This window comes from Streptomyces aurantiacus (genome assembly GCF_027107535.1).
In the GTDB taxonomy this organism is placed as follows: Bacteria; Actinomycetota; Actinomycetes; order Streptomycetales; family Streptomycetaceae; genus Streptomyces.
Genome location: NZ_CP114283.1, coordinates 7,767,892 through 7,783,649, shown reverse-complemented (window position 1 = coordinate 7,783,649; position 15,758 = coordinate 7,767,892). Strand labels below are relative to the sequence as shown.

Annotated in this window: 11 protein-coding genes; 3 read left to right on the top strand and 8 right to left on the bottom strand. The window is 70.1% G+C overall.

Features of this window, described 5'->3' with window-relative positions:
* The first annotated feature begins 75 nt into the window (after window positions 1–75).
* The 3 genes from O1Q96_RS36335 to O1Q96_RS36325 all read left to right on the top strand — a co-directional run bounded on the left by O1Q96_RS36335 (window position 76) and on the right by O1Q96_RS36325 (window position 4,411).
* Entirely contained in the window at window positions 76–2,412 is a 2,337-nt protein-coding gene (locus tag O1Q96_RS36335; RefSeq protein WP_269252168.1) for a polysaccharide lyase 8 family protein, read from the top strand.
* 154 nt (window positions 2,413–2,566) lie between these two features.
* Complete coding sequence (locus O1Q96_RS36330; RefSeq protein ID WP_269252167.1) at window positions 2,567–4,159, top strand: acyl-CoA carboxylase subunit beta; 1,593 nt, start codon at window positions 2,567–2,569, stop codon at window positions 4,157–4,159.
* A gap of 60 nt (window positions 4,160–4,219) precedes the next feature.
* Complete coding sequence (locus tag O1Q96_RS36325; protein WP_217454373.1) at window positions 4,220–4,411, top strand: acyl-CoA carboxylase subunit epsilon; 192 nt, start codon at window positions 4,220–4,222, stop codon at window positions 4,409–4,411.
* A 303-nt stretch (window positions 4,412–4,714) separates the two neighbouring features.
* On the opposite strand, the gene O1Q96_RS36320 is transcribed toward O1Q96_RS36325, so the two are convergent.
* The 8 genes from O1Q96_RS36320 to O1Q96_RS36285 all read right to left on the bottom strand — a co-directional run bounded on the left by O1Q96_RS36320 (window position 4,715) and on the right by O1Q96_RS36285 (window position 15,304).
* Window positions 4,715–5,296, bottom strand: a complete 582-nt coding sequence (locus O1Q96_RS36320) for a GTP-binding protein (RefSeq protein ID WP_006375305.1) — start codon at window positions 5,294–5,296, stop codon at window positions 4,715–4,717.
* A complete protein-coding gene (locus tag O1Q96_RS36315; RefSeq protein WP_217455050.1) occupies window positions 5,277–5,858 on the bottom strand; it encodes a DUF742 domain-containing protein in 582 nt (193 codons plus the stop codon). The genes O1Q96_RS36320 and O1Q96_RS36315 overlap by 20 nt, the downstream gene beginning before the upstream one ends.
* 90 nt (window positions 5,859–5,948) lie before the next feature.
* On the bottom strand, window positions 5,949–6,362 hold the full coding sequence (locus O1Q96_RS36310; RefSeq protein WP_055614026.1) for a roadblock/LC7 domain-containing protein: 414 nt from the start codon (window positions 6,360–6,362) through the stop codon (window positions 5,949–5,951).
* A 10-nt stretch (window positions 6,363–6,372) separates the two neighbouring features.
* On the bottom strand, window positions 6,373–9,642 hold the full coding sequence (locus O1Q96_RS36305; protein ID WP_269252166.1) for a sensor histidine kinase: 3,270 nt from the start codon (window positions 9,640–9,642) through the stop codon (window positions 6,373–6,375).
* Window positions 9,643–10,015: 373 nt separating this feature from the next.
* Entirely contained in the window at window positions 10,016–10,591 is a 576-nt protein-coding gene (locus tag O1Q96_RS36300) for a GTP-binding protein (protein WP_055520027.1), read from the bottom strand.
* Entirely contained in the window at window positions 10,572–10,970 is a 399-nt protein-coding gene (locus tag O1Q96_RS36295) for a DUF742 domain-containing protein (RefSeq protein WP_217452560.1), read from the bottom strand. The genes O1Q96_RS36300 and O1Q96_RS36295 overlap by 20 nt, the downstream gene beginning before the upstream one ends.
* 104 nt (window positions 10,971–11,074) lie before the next feature.
* Entirely contained in the window at window positions 11,075–11,488 is a 414-nt protein-coding gene (locus O1Q96_RS36290) for a roadblock/LC7 domain-containing protein (protein WP_044471908.1), read from the bottom strand.
* A gap of 9 nt (window positions 11,489–11,497) precedes the next feature.
* Window positions 11,498–15,304: a sensor histidine kinase gene (locus tag O1Q96_RS36285; protein WP_269252165.1), complete on the bottom strand. Its 3,807-nt coding sequence runs from the start codon at window positions 15,302–15,304 to the stop codon at window positions 11,498–11,500.
* Between the last annotated feature and the right edge of the window lie 454 nt (window positions 15,305–15,758).

Here is a 15,758-nt window from a genome sequence, read left to right as displayed (position 1 = left end):
GCTCGTGCACCATCGCCTTGCCCCACCTGCACCGCCGTCCGACAGGCAGCACGGTCAACCGCAGGAAGGACCCGCATGAAGCTCAGCTCCGGGACTCCCACCCGCCGTACGTTCCTGCTGGCGGCGGCGCTCACGTCGAGCGCTCCGCTCCTGACGCCCGCCATCCCCGCGTACGCGGCGAACGACGACGCGTACGACACGCTCCGGCGCCGCTGGCTGGAGATCGCGCTCGGCGCCGGTTACGATCCGGCCGCCGAACCGTACGCCTCCCGGCTCGCCGAGACCGGTGAACTGGCCCGCGGCTTCCGGGAGTCCATGGCCCCGACGGCCGGTTCGCTCTGGCCCGGCCACCCCTACGACCCGCCGACAGGCATCACCCAGAGCTACAGCAGGCTGTGGACGATGACGCAGGCGTACGTCCAGGAGGGCACCGGCTCCACCGGCGACCCGGGCCTGCGCGCCGACCTCCTGCGCGGCCTCGACCACCTCTCCGCCACGGTCTACAACCCGTCCACCACCCGGTACGGCAACTGGTGGGAGTGGCAGATCGGCAGCCCCCGCCTCCTCACGGACATCGTGGCCGCCCTGCACGGCGAGCTCACCGGCACGCAGGTCGCCGCCGCCTGCGCCGCCGTCGACCACTTCGTCCCCGACGCGGTGCTCCGCGACTACACGGGCATCTCGACCGGAGCCAACCGCGTCGACCTGTGCCGATCCGTCGCCCTGCGCGGCATCGTCGGCCGCGCCCCGGAGAAGATCGCACTCGCCCGGGACGCACTCTCACCCGTCTTCCCGTACGTCACCGAGGGCGACGGGCTCTACGCCGACGGGTCGTTCGTCCAGCACACCTGGGTCGCGTACTCGGGGACGTACGGACAGGTCCTGCTCGACGGCCTTGGCCGTCTCTTCGCGCTGCTCGCCGGTTCGCCCTGGGAGGTGACCGACCCCGCCAGGCAGATCGTCCTCGACAGCGTGGAGAAGGCCTACGCGCCGCTGATCCATGACGGGTTGATGATGGACAGCGTCAACGGACGTGCCATCAGCCGTGGTTACCTCAAGAGCGACGACCGGCGGATCATGCGCAGCGACCACTTCCACGGCCAGGCGCTGATCGCGGCCATCGCGCTTCTCGCCCAGGGTGCGAGCGCCACGGAGCGAGACCGCTGGCACGGGCGGATCAAGGGGTGGATCGAACGGGACACCGTCACACCCATCTTGACGGGGCGTCAGTTCGGGGTGGCCGATCTGGCCCGGCTGCACGCCGTCGCCGGCTCGGCGGTCCCGCCCGCCCCCGAACCGGCCGGTCACCACCTGTTCGCCGCCATGGACCGGGCCGTGCACCGCGGCCCCGGCTTCACCGCGAACATCGCCATGGCGAGCGAGCGCATCGCCCACTACGAGTGCGGCAACGGCGAGAACCCGCGCGGCTGGCACACGGGCGCCGGAATGCTCTACTGGTGGGCCGCCGGCCGGGCCGACCAGTACACCGACTGGTTCTGGCCGACCGTCGACTGGTACCGGCTCCCCGGGACGACCGTGTCCACCAGGCGGCTCGCCGACCGGGCGGGCGGCGAGTGGGGCGAGCCCAAGCCCGCCACGCGCTGGGTCGGCGGCACGACGGACGGGGAGTTCGCGGCGGTCGGACAGCACCTGAAGGGCCTCGGGTCGACCCTGGAGGCCCGCACGTCGTGGTTCTGCCTCTCCGACGCGATCGTCTGCCTCGGCGCGGGGATCACCGCCACGGACGGCGTCCCGGTCGAGACGGTCGTCGACAACAGGAACCTCGGGGAGAGCGGCACGCAGACCCTCGTACGAGGTCCCGGCTGGGCGCATCTCGAAGGCCACGGCGGATGGGTCGTCCTGGACGGACAGCGCCTGCGGACCCTCCGCGAGGACCGCACCGGCTCCTGGTCCGACATCAACACCACCAGCACCACCGAACGCCGGACCCGCCGCTGGCAGACGCTCTGGCTCGACCACGGCACGGACCCGGTGGACGCCACGTACGCGTACGCCGTGTTCCCCGGGGCCTCGCGCCGCACCGTCGCGGTCCGCGCCGCGGACCGTCGCCGGCTGTCGGTCCTCTCCAACGACGCCGACTGCCAGGCCGTGTCCGTACCGGCGCCGGGGCTGCTCGCGGCCAACTTCTGGCGGCCGGGAGCGGTGGGCCCGCTCGCCGTCTCCGGCCCCGCGAGTGTGCTCGTACGCCGTCGGGGCCGGACCGCCACCCTCTGCGTGAGCGAGCCGCCGCGTACCGGAGAGGCCCTGGAAGTCGTCTGGGACCATCCCGTACGCCGGGTCGTGCGCGTCGGACCGGGCGTCGAGGTGCTCGCCGCCGGCCGCCGGCTGAGGCTGCGTGTCACCCCGGGGACGGCATGCGCCACCCATGAATGTGAGGTGACTCTCAGCTGACGGCTTTGTGTGACTCCTACAAGCCGCAGCCCCCCTGAGCAGTCGGATCGCCTGCACGCCGATGGGGTTCTGTTCAGGGGTACCAGTAAAACGGGCCGGAGACTGTACGGAGTCGACGGCCCGCTTTGCTTGGTGGACTTCGTAAGGTCGCTACATGACCGTTTTGGACGAGACCGAATCCTCGGCCGGTGAACCCGCGGACGCCCGTGGGCGTGTGGCCGAGCTGCAGGCGATCCGTACGGAGGCTCTTCGCGGCCCCAGCGACAAGGCGACCGCGGCACAGCACGCCAAGGGCAAGCTGACCGCCCGGGAGCGGATCGAGCTGCTGCTGGACGACGGCTCGTTCAACGAGGTCGAGCAGTTGCGGCGGCACCGGGCCACCGGGTTCGGCCTGGAGACCAAGAAGCCGTACACCGACGGTGTCATCACCGGGTGGGGCACGGTCGAGGGCCGCACGGTCTTCGTGTACGCGCACGACTTCCGCATCTTCGGCGGCGCGCTGGGCGAGGCCCACGCCACGAAGATCCACAAGATCATGGACATGGCCATCGCGGCCGGGGCGCCGCTGGTCTCGCTGAACGACGGCGCGGGCGCCCGCATCCAGGAGGGCGTGAGCGCGCTCGCCGGCTACGGCGGCATCTTCCAGCGCAACACCCGCGCCTCGGGCGTCATCCCGCAGATCTCGGTCATGCTCGGCCCCTGCGCGGGCGGCGCGGCCTACAGCCCCGCCCTCACGGACTTCGTGTTCATGGTCCGCGAGACCTCGCAGATGTTCATCACCGGTCCGGACGTCGTGAAGGCGGTCACGGGCGAGGAGATCACGCAGAACGGGCTGGGCGGCGCGGACGTCCACGCCGAGACGAGCGGCGTCGCGCACTTCGCGTACGACGACGAGGAGACCTGCATCGCGGAGGTCCGCTACCTCCTGACGATGCTTCCGCAGAACAACCGCGAGAACCCTCCGGCCGCCCAGTCCGAGGACGCGCCCGACCGCCGCTCCGACGTGCTGCTGGACCTGGTGCCGGCGGACGGCAGCCGGCCGTACGACATGACCAGGGTCATCGAGGAACTCGTCGACGACGGCGACTTCCTGGAGGTCCACGAGCGCTGGGCCCGCAACATCATCTGCGCCCTGGCCCGGCTCGACGGCCAGGTGGTGGGCATCGTCGCCAACCAGCCGCAGGCCCTCGCGGGCGTCCTGGACATCGAGGCGTCGGAGAAAGCTGCGCGTTTCGTCCAGATGTGCGACGCTTTTAACATCCCCATCATCACGCTGCTGGACGTGCCGGGCTTCCTGCCCGGTGTCGACCAGGAGCACGGCGGGATCATCCGCCACGGCGCGAAGCTGCTGTACGCCTACTGCAACGCGACCGTGCCGCGGATCTCGCTGATCCTCCGCAAGGCCTACGGAGGCGCGTACATCGTCATGGACAGCCAGTCCATCGGCGCGGACCTCACCTACGCATGGCCGACGAACGAGATCGCCGTGATGGGCGCGGAAGGCGCGGCGAACGTCATCTTCCGCCGCCAGATCGCCGACGCGGAGGACCCCGAGGCCATGCGCGTACGCATGGTCAAGGAGTACAAGGCCGAGCTGATGCACCCCTACTACGCGGCCGAGCGCGGCCTGGTCGACGACGTCATCGACCCCGCGGAGACCCGCGAGATCCTCATCCGCTCGCTCGCCATGCTCCGCACCAAGCACGCGGACCTGCCCTCCCGCAAGCACGGCAACCCGCCGCAGTAGTAACCCGCCGGACCCGTCGCGGCAACCCCGCGGACCTCTCTCTCACGGAGACTGACACCCATGGACATTCCTGATATCCGCGTCGAGAAGGGCCACGCCGAGCCCGAGGAGGTCGCCGCTGTGACGGCGATCCTGCTGGCTCGCGCCGCCTCCGCCCCGGCTGACGCCCCCGCCCACCGGGGCCGCGCGAAGGCCGGCTGGCGCCGCCTCGAGCGCGAGCCCGGCTTCCGGGCGCCGCACAGCTGGCGCTGAGCCTCACGAAGGGCTCCCTCTTTCTCTTTGGAAAGAGGGAGCCCTTTGGCATGTCTGCGGGCGCCGGTGGGGAGCGGGGGCCTTCATCGGCTGCGGGTCGTCGGGGCCGGTCGCGCCGTTCCCCGCGCCCCTGAAGGCCTGAAAGCCGGGGTGCACGGGGCTGTCCTTGAGGGGCGCGGGGAACGGCGCGAGCAACCACGACGGACCCGTGCTCGACGACGCGAAGCACGACGGTGCTGAACACACGACGAAGGGGGCCCTCTTTGGCAGAGGGCCCCCTTCGTACGGTTGAAGCGCCGCGGGCTAGCGCAGGCGCGCCATCAGCGCGTGCTCCACGAGCGTGATGAGCGCCGACTTGGCGTCGGCCCTGTGCCGGGCGTCCGTCGTGATGATCGGGGTGTCGGGGCCGATCTGGAGCGCCTCCCGGACCTCGTCCGGGTTGTACGGCTGGCTGCCGTCGAAGCCGTTGAGGGCGATGACGAACGGCAGGCCGCTGTTCTCGAAGTAGTCGACCGCGGGGAAGCAGTCGGCGAGACGCCGGGTGTCGACCAGGACGATCGCGCCGATCGCGCCGCGCACCAGGTCGTCCCACATGAACCAGAAGCGGTCCTGGCCGGGGGTGCCGAACAGGTACAGGATCAGGTCCTGGTCCAGGGTGATACGGCCGAAGTCCATGGCCACCGTCGTGGTGGTCTTGTCCCCGGTGTGGGTGAGGTCGTCGATGCCCGCCGAAGCGGACGTCATCACGGCCTCGGTACGCAGCGGGTTGATCTCCGAGACGGCCCCGACGAACGTGGTCTTGCCCACGCCGAAGCCGCCCGCCACCACGATCTTCGCGGACGTGGTGGAGCGGGAAGGCCCTCCGCTAGAGCTTGCGAAGTCCACTGAGCACCCTTTCGAGCAAAGTCACGTCTGGCTGACCGCCGGCGTTCTCGTCGCCGCCGGGCTGATGAATGGCGACCAGGCCCGCTTCCGCCAAGTCGGCGACGAGGATCCTGGCCACACCGAGAGGGATCGTGAGCAGGGCCGAGATCTCGGCCACCGACTTGATCTCCCGGCAGAGGTTGCAGATCCGCTGATGCTCGGGCAACTGGCCCTGCATCTGGTGCGGCTGCGCGGTGGTGTGCACCAGTGCCTCGATGGCGAGCTGGTACCGCGGCCTGGTGCGGCCGCCCGTCATCGCGTAGGGGCGTACCAGCGGATTGCTGGCGCCTCCCGCGGGTGAAGGTTCGGGGGAGCGCCGATGGGGCTGCACGGGCTGGATGCGCGGCGCCTGCGGCTGGTCGTACGGCGAGGGCCCGGGCCCCTGGGGTGCGTAGGGCTGCTGGTGCCGCGGGGTCGGTGCGGAGGGGAAGTTGTACCGGTTCGGCGAGTCGTTGCCGCCCTGGCCCTGGCCAGGGCCATAGGACCAGTTGCCCGAAGACGAACCGCCTGGGGGTGTTGCCACTTTCTCCTCCTCCGACTGTGCCGGGCCCATCACTGTGGAGCCGTCCCGAAACCTTACGGCCACGGGACGCCAAAATGCATCGCTTGTCTGCTAGTTGAGAAGGCTCCCCTGGAGCTCCGCACGCAGATCCGGCGTGAGGACCGTACCGGCTCGGTCCACCAGAAGGGCCATCTCGTACCCAACGAGACCGATGTCCGCTTCCGGATGTGCGAGAACGGCGAGCGACGAACCGTCGGAAATGGACATGAGGAAGAGGAATCCCCGCTCCATCTCCACAACCGTCTGGTTCACGCTCCCGCCCTCGAAGATGCGGGACGCGCCCGCGGTCAGGGAGGTAAGGCCCGACGCGACGGCCGCCAGCTGGTCGGCACGGTCACGCGGGAACCCGTCGGACATCGCCAGAAGGAGTCCGTCGGCGGAGACCACCACCGTGTGGGACACCCCGGGGGTGTTGTCCACGAAGTTGGTGATCAACCAGTTCAGGTTCTGTGCCGCCTGGCTCATCGGGCTCACACTAACGCTCCTGGTTGTAGGTGCTGTCAGAGCCGAAGCCCTGACCGTTCGTATCGCTGCCTGCATTACGTCCCCGCTGCACGCCCCGGCGCAGGTTGCTCAGCCTGCCCCGGACGTCCTCGGGAGCGCGGGAGACCGAAGGGCCGCCCTGTGGGGTCGATTCAGCGGTGCCCTCGACCAGATTGGCCTTGGGTACCCGCCGTGGCAGGCCCGAGGAGGTGACCCCGCCCGCCTTCGGCTTCTTCAGCTGCTCGGCACGCTGCCACATCTGGTCGTTGTTCGACCGCCAGTCGCCCTTGCCGGAGCCGTTGCTGCCACTTCCGTTGCTGTCGTTGCCGCCGAAGGGTGCCGGCGACTCCTGGCCCACGGACTGCTGGCCGCCGACCGCGGTGGATCCGCGGCGGGGGAGCCCGGCGTCGGTGGATCCGCGGCGCGGAAGCCCGGCGTCGGTCAGCTCGTGGGCGTTGGAGGGGGCCGGTCCCGGAGAGTCGAAGCCTACGCGGTCCTGCTCGGCCACGTCAGCGGCCTGCGGGGATTCCGCTTCGGGGGCGTACTCGGCGCCGTAGCCGTTCTGGTACGTCTCCTGCTGCGGCCAGTCGTCCCGGTAGGGCTGCTCCTCGAAGGCCGAGAACGTCTCCCGCGCGGGGGCGTGGGCCGGCTGGTGCTCCTCCTGGGCCGGCTCCGCGTAGGAGGGTTCCGGATACCCGCCGTTCGCCGGGAAGTACGTCTCGTCGTACGACGTCTGCTGCTGCTCCTCGTACGGCGTCTGCTGGTCGTACGAGGGTGCCTCGGTGTACGCGGCAGGGCTGCTGTCGAACGCGGCAGCGCCGTTGTCGAACGCCGCTGCGCCGTTCTCGTAGCCCTGCCCGCCGTTGTCGTAGCCCTGCTGCGGGGCGAAGCCGTCCGGGAAGGACGGGGTCTCGCCCTCGGGACCGTCGTGCGCCTGGGCCTCCAGGGCCGCGCGGCGCTCCTCACGCATCAGGGAGCGGCCCACCGGGTCCAGCTCGCGTATGTCGTCCGGGACCTCGGTGTAGCGGCTGTCGTCGAAGCCCAGCTCGGCGGCCGTGCGCAGTGAGGGCTGACCGCTCTGGAACTGCTCGCCCTGGAACGCCTGCTGCTCGTGCTCCGGGATGATCTGCGACACCGTGAAGTCGTCGCGCTGCTGGTGCTCGCCGCCGCCACCGTGGGTGATCGCGTCGGGGAGCATGACCAGGGAGGTCGTGCCGGCCTGCTCGCCCGAGGGGCGCAGCTGGACACGGATGCCGTGCCGGTCGGACAGCCGCCCGACCACGAACAGACCCATGCGCTGGGAGATCGCGGCGTCCACGGTCGGCGGGTTGGCCAGCTTGTGGTTGATGTCCGCGAAGTCCTCGGCGGTGAGGCCGATGCCCTTGTCGTGGATCTCGACCATGATGCGGCCGTCCGGCAGCCGGGTCGCCGTGACGCGGACCTTGGTCTGCGGGGAGGAGAACGTGGTGGCGTTCTCCAGGAGCTCGGCGAGCAGGTGCACGAGGTCGGTCACGGCACGGCCGTGGATCTCGGCCTCCGGGACGCCGGAGAGCTCGACGCGCTCGTACTGCTCCACCTCGGAGGAGGCGGCGCGCAGCACGTCGACCAGCGGGACCGGCTGGTCCCAGCGGCGGCCCGGCTCCTCGCCCGCGAGGACCAGGAGGTTCTCGCCGTTGCGGCGCATACGGGTCGCGAGGTGGTCCAGGCGGAAGAGGTTCTCCAGCTGGTCCGGGTCGGCCTCGTTGTTCTCCAGCTCGGTGATGAGGGTCAGCTGGCCCTCGATCAGCGACTGGTTGCGGCGCGAGAGGTTGGTGAAGATCGCGTTGATGTTGCCCCGCAGCATGGCCTGTTCGGCGGCGAGCCGCACGGCCTCACGGTGGACCTGGTCGAAGGCGCGGGCGACCTCGCCGATCTCGTCCGTGGTGGTGATCGGGATGGGCTGGACACGGGTGTCCACCCGGCCCGGGTCGGTGCGCGAGAGCTGGTCGACCAGCATCGGCAGGCGCTGCTCGGCGACACCGAAGGCCGCGTTGCGCAGCTGGCGCATCGAGCGGCTCATCTGGCGGGCCATGAGCCCGGCGATGATGAACGCGGCGAGCAGGGCGACGATGACGATCGCGCCGTTGATGAACGCGTCGCGCTGGGCGTCGGTGGCGATCTGGCCCGCTTCGTCGACCGCCCGGTTGATGAGCTCCTTCTCGACCTCGCCGTAACCGTCGAACTTGAGGGTGGAGGCCGCCATCCAGGTTTCGGGCGTGATGCCCTGCTGAGCCAGGTCGGTCGGCGAGGTGCCACTGCCGATGGCCTGGATCATGCCGGTCATGGAGGGCGGGGCCTTGTAGGTGCCGCCGGCGGCCTCGGTCTTGCTCTTCGCCGCGGCGGCCAGCTGCTTGCCCTCGGCCTCCTTCTCGGCCATCGCCTGCTTGAGACGTGCGGCGTCCGCCTCCGTGCCACCGGAGACGTACTCCTGGATGGCGATGTTCTCCAGGTACGCGTACGACGTGAACGCGGTGACCTGCTGCTTGAAGACCTTGTCGTTCGAGGCGGGCTTCACCAGGAGGTGCATGCCGATCGAGCGCTGCAGGGACTGGGCACCCTTGGCCAGGGTGATGGCGTACACGGTGCGGCCGTAGCTCGTGATGTTGCCGGTGCCGAGTCCCAGCTCGTTCGAGAACTCCGCCAGGAGGTGCTCGACGGTGACGTAGCCCTCTTCGGTCTTCGTCGGGTCCATCGCGGTGGTGTAGGCGGTCTTGCGCAGCTGGCCCAGCGTGGGCTCGGCGTCCTCCACCAGCTTCAGCCGGCGCTCAAGGCCCTGGCCGGCCGGCATGCCGACGACTTCCTGGTGGAAGGCCTTGGCCTTCTGGTCCGTCAGGGTGCGCGCCTGCTTGACCGTGGCGCTGTCCCGGTCGCCCTCCAGCAGTGGCTGGGCGGAGATGTCCCGCTCGTTGAGGAGCGCCTCGGCGTACTGCCCGGCGGCGTCGACGATCTTGGCGACCTTCTCCGCGTCCTGAGCCTCCCGCCAGGTGTCGATGGAGCTCTTCACCTGGAAGCCGCCCATGACGAGCCCGACGATCACGGGTATGAGCAGAATCGCGTTCAGTCTGGTCGGTACACGCCAGTTGCGCGGAGAGAGACGGCCGCCGCTGGGAGCGGGTGGGGCCGTCGGCTCCGAGCCGGGCACATGTGCGGGTGCCGCTCCGCGCGGCGGCGGGGTGAAGTTGCCCCGTGCCGACGGCTCGGGACCGTTCTTGCTTCGCCTCACTCGACCAACAACCTCTCGGCTCGGCACCTTCGTCGTGCCGCGTGTGTCTTTCGGCCCTTACTACTGGGCAGTTCTGGCATTCCAGCACGTCAGTGTGTGCTGGTCCAAACACTCGGAACTGAAGATTCCGAGTGACGTAAGCCCTAGATAAAACGGTCATAAAGAACGAGCCCCGCCAAAAGGCGGGGCTTTTGTGAGCACAGCGGCATCAGACGACCGCGACGCGTGGCGGTACCACCCGATATCTCTGTCGAAACGTTATGAACACCGAGGCCGACCGTGTCAAACGACACAGCCGGCTCCAATGCGTCTACGACAACTTCCGTATGGCGTTGCCGACTTGAATGACAGGACATGGCCCTCCGGACGAGTCCTACCGAAGACGGGCCATCAGGGCGTGCTCGACCAGCGTGATCAGCGCGCTCTTGGCGTCCGAACGGTGCCGGGCGTCCGTCGTGATGATCGGGGCGTCGGGCCCGATCTGCAGCGCCTCGCGGACCTCTTCGGGGGTGTAGGGCTGATGTCCGTCGAAGCCGTTGAGGGCGATGACGAACGGCAGGCCGCTGTTCTCGAAGTAGTCGACCGCGGGGAAGCAGTCGGCGAGACGCCGGGTGTCGACCAGGACGACGGCGCCGATCGCGCCGCGCACCAGGTCGTCCCACATGAACCAGAAGCGGTCCTGGCCGGGGGTGCCGAACAGGTACAGGATCAGGTCCTGGTCCAGGGTGATACGGCCGAAGTCCATGGCCACCGTCGTGGTGGTCTTGTCCCCGGTGTGGGTGAGGTCGTCGATGCCCGCCGAAGCGGACGTCATCACGGCCTCGGTGCGCAGCGGGTTGATCTCCGAGACGGCACCCACGAATGTGGTCTTGCCGACGCCGAAACCACCCGCCACCACGATCTTCGCGGAGGTGGTCGCCCGCCCTCCGTCAGAGCTTGCGAAGTCCACTGAGCACCCTTTCGAGCAGTGTCACGTCCGGGGCGCCGCCGTTGCCCTCGTCGCCACCCGGCTGGTGGATCGCGACAAGTCCGGCCTCCGCGAGGTCCGCGACGAGAATCCGTGCCACGCCCAGGGGCATGGACAGCAGGGCCGACACTTCGGCCACCGACTTCACTTCACGGCAGAGGTGGCAGATCCGCTGGTGCTCAGGGAGCAGTCCCATGAGCGCTGCCGGGTCGGCCGTGGTGCTGATCAGTGCCTCGATGGCGAGCTGGTAGCGCGGCCGGGTCCGGCCGCCGGTCATCGCGTACGGACGTACCAGCGGCTGGTCGCCCTCATCCTCGTACGTGTGAGCGTACGGATCATGAGAGGCGGTGGGCGGGGTCATGTAAGTCCTCCGGGCGGGACAGCAAGTCGGTCAGTCGTGCCGTCTGACGGGGCCGGTGGGGGGAGGGCGGCCGGACGGGTTTTCCTACATTCGGTAATGCCTTACTAGTGGAGCAGGCTGCCCTGGAGCTCGGCGCGCAGATCCGGTGTGAGCACAGCGCCCGCACGGTCCACGAGCAGAGCCATCTCGTACCCGACGAGGCCGATGTCGCAGTCGGGGTGGGAGAGGACCGCGAGGGACGAACCGTCGGACACGGACATCAGGAACAGGAAACCCCGTTCCATCTCGACGACGGTCTGGGCCACCGTGCCGCCCTCGAAGATCCGGGAGGCGCCGGCGGTCAGGGACGTGAGTCCGGAGGCGACGGCCGCGAGCTGGTCGGCGCGGTCGCGCGGAAAGCCCTCGGACATCGCCAGAAGGAGTCCGTCGGCGGATACGACGACGGTGTGGGACACCCCGGGGGTGTTGTCAACGAAGTTGGTGATCAACCAGTTGAGGTTCTGTGCCGCCTGGCTCATCTGGCTCAACTAACGCTCCTGCTGGTGAGTGGGGCTGGGGAAGCTTCCGGTCTGGCCGGTACCGGCCTGGCGACCCTGCTGGATGCCCCTACGAAGGTTGGTCAGCCGGCCGCGTACGTCATCAGGCGCACGCGAGACCTGCGGACCGGTTTGGTGCTGTTGCTGCTGAGCCGTCCCGGCGACGAGGTTCGCGCGGGGAACCCGGCGCGGCAGACCCGAGACGGTCACGCCACCCGCGGAGGGCTGGCGTACCCGCTCGGCCTGACGGCCGAGTTCGTCATTGGGGGTGCTCCGCCAGGAGGCGGAAGCGCCGGCGGGCGCCGGACGCTGCGGTGCCGCGGGAGCCTGTACGGGCTGCTGCGGTGCCTGCTCGCTCGGGGCGCCGTCGCCGCCCTGAGCCTGGTTGAACCAGTTGGTCTCCAGGGTGTCGTACAGCGGCGTGCGCCCGTCACCGGGACCCGTCGCCGGCGGCAGCTCCCAGCCGTCCGAAGGGCTCCGCCCCTCGTCGGGCCGCTGTGCGGCGCCCCTGCCGTCCGACTCCTGGGGGAGTTCGGGGCGTCGGCGGGCCTGCGGGGGCCGGCTGCCGTTGCCGTTGGCGGGCCGCTCGAACTGCCCGGTGCCACCGCCCTGACGCTCGCCGTAGCCCTGCGCCGGGAACTGACCGGTGTCCTGTTGAGCATCCTGGCGCGGCGCCGCGTACTGACCGTTGGAACCACTGTCGTAGCCGGACGCGGCGAACTGGCCGGTGGCTGCGGGGTCCTGACGGTTGTACTGGCCGCCCGCCGGCGGGGCCTGCCCCGTGCCGGAAGGATTCGGCGTGCCGAACACGTCCGGGCGGACGAACTGCCCGCTGCCCTGCTGCGCACCCGCGCCGGGGCGCTGGGCGTCGTGCTCGGGCCGCTGGAACCCCGAGGTGGACGCGGGTCCGCCCGGCCGGTCGTTGATGCGCGGCAGCTGCGAGGTGGCGTCCGGCTCGTCGTGGCCGCGCGGGGCGTCCGGCGCGGAACGCGGCACCGGCGGCTGCGCGTTGTCGTCGCTCCAGCTGGGCACGCGCGGCTGCGGGTTGCCGCCCGGCAGCTCGGCGCGCGGACCGCCACGGGGCGGCAGCTGCGGCGACTGCTGCTGGGGCCGACGGCCCTGCTCGCCGTTGCCGGCCGGCCGCTGCTGGGGCTGCGGAGGCACGGGGCCGCGGTTGCCGCCCATCGTGTCCTGGCGCCCGCCACCGAACGCGTCCTGCCGCCCGGAGTCGTTGCTGAAGTCGTTGAAGGCCTGCGGTCCGCCCGTGCCCGCCGACTGGAGGCCCTGCGGGGCACCGGCGGAGGCCGGCCTGCCCTGCGGGGGCTGCGGAGCCTGCGGGTTGCGCGGCCCACCGGGCGCACCCGGCCCACCCGGACGACCGCCCGCGTCGGGCCTGGGCAGCGCGGCCCGCGGTCCCGTACCGGAACCGACCTGTCCACGCTGCGGGCCGGAGTTCAGCCGGCCGCCGTTGCCCTGCGGAGCGCCACCACCGAGCGCGGGACCGCTTCCGGCACCGCCCCGGCGGGCCGCCGCGACACCGGCCGCGGCCTGCGCCGCCGCCGGACCGCCGACGCCGGGGGCACCCTGGCCCTGCTTGTTGCCCGGAACCTTCTTGCCGCCCTGGGCGACGTCGACGGGGAGCATGACCAGTGCGGTCGTGCCGCCGGAGTCGGACGGGCGCAGCTGGATGCGGATGCCGTGCCGCTGCGACAGACGGCCGACCACGAACAGACCCATGCGGCGGGAGACGGAGACGTCCACGGTGGGCGGCGAGGCGAGCCGCTCGTTGATGGCCGCGAGGTCCTCGGGCGAGAGGCCGATGCCGGTGTCGTGGATCTCGATCAGTACGCGGCCGTCGGGCAGCGCGTGACCGGTGACCTTGACCTTGGTCTGCGGGGAGGAGAACGAGGTGGCGTTCTCCAGCAGCTCGGCGAGCAGGTGCACGAGGTCGTTGACCACACGGCCGGCGACCTCGGTGGTCGGAACCGAGGAGAGCTCGATGCGCTCGTACTGCTCCACCTCGGAGGCGGCGGCACGGAGCACGTCGACCAGCGGGACCGGACGGGTCCAGCGGCGGCCGGGCTCCTCACCGGCGAGGACGAGGAGGTTCTCGCCGTTACGGCGCATGCGGGTCGCGAGGTGGTCGAGCTTGAACAGCGAGGACAGCTGGTCAGGGTCGGCCTCGCGGGACTCCAGCTCGGAGATGAGCGAGAGCTGACGCTGGATGAGGCCCTGGGAGCGACGCGAGAGGTTGGTGAACATCGCGTTGACGTTGCCCCGCAGCAGGGCCTGCTCGGCGGCCAGTCGTACGGCCTCGCGGTGCACGTCGTCGAAGGCCGCGGCCACCTGGCCGATCTCGTCCTTGGAGTGCACACCGACCGACTCGACGGACGTGTCGACGTCCTGCGGGTCCGACTCGGAGAGCTGCTTGACCAGCTCGGGCAGACGGTCCTGGGCGACCTTCGTCGCGGTGTCCTGCAGGCGGCGCAGCGAGCGGATCATCGAGCGGGCCACGACGAACGCGCCGACCAGCGAGACACCGAGCACCAGCAGGATCAGCGCACCGGAGATGATCGCTTCCTGCTCGGCCTCGTTGCGCAGCTCGCGGGCCTTCTGCTCCATCTGGTCGAGGAGCGTGAGCTCGATCTTCGACATCTCCAGGATCTTGGAGGAGTCGGCGTCGACCCAGTCCAGGTACGAGCGCTTGGCCTGCAGCTGGAGACCGTTGTTGCGCTGGAGCACACGCCCCAGGTAGCCGTCCGCGTCCTTGATGGTCGGGCTCGGCTCGTCGAGGGGCTTGGTGATCTGGGCCGCGTTGCCCTCGTAGATGCTCGCGAAGCTGGTGAGCTCGAAACGCTGGTTCTCGAAGGCGGAGAGGCCGTACTGCCGGTCGTTCGGCGAGAGCTCGCCGGTCGTCTTGTCCGTGGCAGGCAGGGCCGCGGCGATGATCGCGCGCTGGATGGACGCGTACTCCTTGGCGGTGGAGAAGGCCGCCAGGGCACGCGTGCGCTGGATCATCTCCGGGTTGCTGGTCGCCTCGGCCATGTCCTGGGAGAGGCCGAGCAGCTGCTCGATGAGCCGGTGGTACGCCTCGACCGTCTGGGAGGCGTTCTTCTCGTCCTGGAAGGCGTTGTTGCGGATGCCGCTGAGGGTGTTCAGCTGGGTGGCGATGGCCACCACGTTGTCCCGGACACCGTCGAGGTTCTCGTTGTTGTCCGCGTCGTCGAGCTCGTGGGTGCCCTCCATGAAGGCGGCACGCGCACGGTCCGTCTTGTCGCGGAGGCCCTTGATCGAGACGTCGGTGGCCTTGGTGCCGTTGGCGAGCGGGCCGGCCGACTTGTCGCGCTCCTCCTGGAGCGCCGCGGCGAGCTCGGTCGCCTGCTTGGTCATGTCGGTCAGCAGCTTCATGTTCTCGAGCTGCTGGATCTCGTCCATGGTGTCGCTGATGCGCAGCGCGCCCAGCGAGGTGGCGGCGACCACGGGCAGCGCGAGCAGCGAGACCAGACGCGTGGAGATGCGCCAGTTGCGCAGGGCTATTCGCGAACCGGGCCCACTGGGAGCCTTGGGCTTCGGTGGCGCGGAGGACGAGGTGCCGGGAGCACCGCTCGCCCCGTTCGGGCCGCCCTTGCCCTGGGCGCCCTTGGGCGCGCCGGGGCGCGAGGAGCCACTGTCACCGGCCTGCGCCGGTCCCGGGTTCTGGGCGTGCTGGGGCGAGGAGCCGACTGCCCTGGAGCCAGTCCCGCCTTGCGGCTCCGGCTCCGCCGAAGCGCTGCCATCCCTCTTGAAACGTCCCTGCACTAGCGTCGCAACCTCTGGACCAGGCGCCTCTCCGCGTGAACGGCGAGACGGTGTCGGCGTCTTGGAAGCGCCCTGAATGCGCTCCCATGGTGGTCGTGAGTGACCGGCGCAGGTTTCCCCTTTCCGCCGCCACTCGGCGCTGCGTTGCGCCCTTGCGCGCCGGTTCGTTCCTGCGGCGGTCCGAGGAATTCCAGCACAGTGCCGGATCTCCAACAAGGCCCATGGGTCATGCTGTGACCACCGTGACACGTTGTGAGGGCGGAGTCACGAGACGTAGAGCGAGACCTCATCCATAAGGGGCACATGCGGACGAGTCCCTCACGGGTAAGCGGTGTCCCAGTCGCCATGATCAGGAGCGGAATGATGTCTTCCGTGGCGAAAAGCCCGTTTTGGTACGGGCGCTTGGGGGCCCGGATTGACCGGTTTGCCTGCTAGTAAGTGAGGAAACTCACAC